We start from the raw sequence: 626 nt of genomic DNA, 5'->3' as shown, positions 1-626 counted from the left end.
ACTGACCAATTTCCGGTGGTAGTGCTTTCAGATAACTACGCTCTAAATCAAGTGTTTGTAGACTGTGCAACTGACCAATTTCCGGTGGTAGTGCTTCCAGAGAAGTATGCTCTAAATTAAGTGTTTGTAGATTGTGCAACTGACCAATTTCCGGTGGTAGTGCTTTCAGAGAAGTATGATCTAAATTAAGTGTTTGTAGACTGTGCAACTGACCAATTTCCGGTGGTAGTGCTGTCAGAGAATTATACTGTAAATAAAGTGTTTGTAGACTGTGCAAATGACCGATTTCCGGTGGTAGTTCTGTCAGAGAAGTATAGAATAAATTAAGTGTTTGTAGACTGTGCAACTGACCAATTTCCGGTGGTAGTGCTTTCAGAGAATTACCCTCTAAATTAAGTATTTGTAGACTGTGCAACTGAACGATTTCCGGTGGTAGTTCTTTCAGATTATTACGCTCTAAATTAAGTGTTTGTAGACTGTGCAACTGAACGATTTCCGGTGGTAGTGCTGTCAGAAAATTATGCTGTAAATTAAGTGTTTGTAGACTGTGCAACTGACCAATTTCCGGTGGTAGTGCTTTCAGATAACTACGCTCTAAATCAAGTGTTTGTAGACTGTGCAACTGA

General features: G+C 39.6%; 1 protein-coding gene. It reads right to left on the bottom strand.

Features of this window, described 5'->3' with window-relative positions; translation table 11 throughout:
• Positions 1-626 (bottom strand): leucine-rich repeat domain-containing protein (locus PL11201_RS25590; RefSeq protein WP_200816880.1); only part of this gene is annotated, 626 nt, incomplete at both ends.

It is taken from the genome of Planktothrix sp. PCC 11201, assembly GCF_900009135.1.
In the GTDB taxonomy this organism is placed as follows: domain Bacteria; phylum Cyanobacteriota; class Cyanobacteriia; order Cyanobacteriales; family Microcoleaceae; genus Planktothrix.
This window is presented reverse-complemented; position numbering and strand designations above follow the sequence as displayed.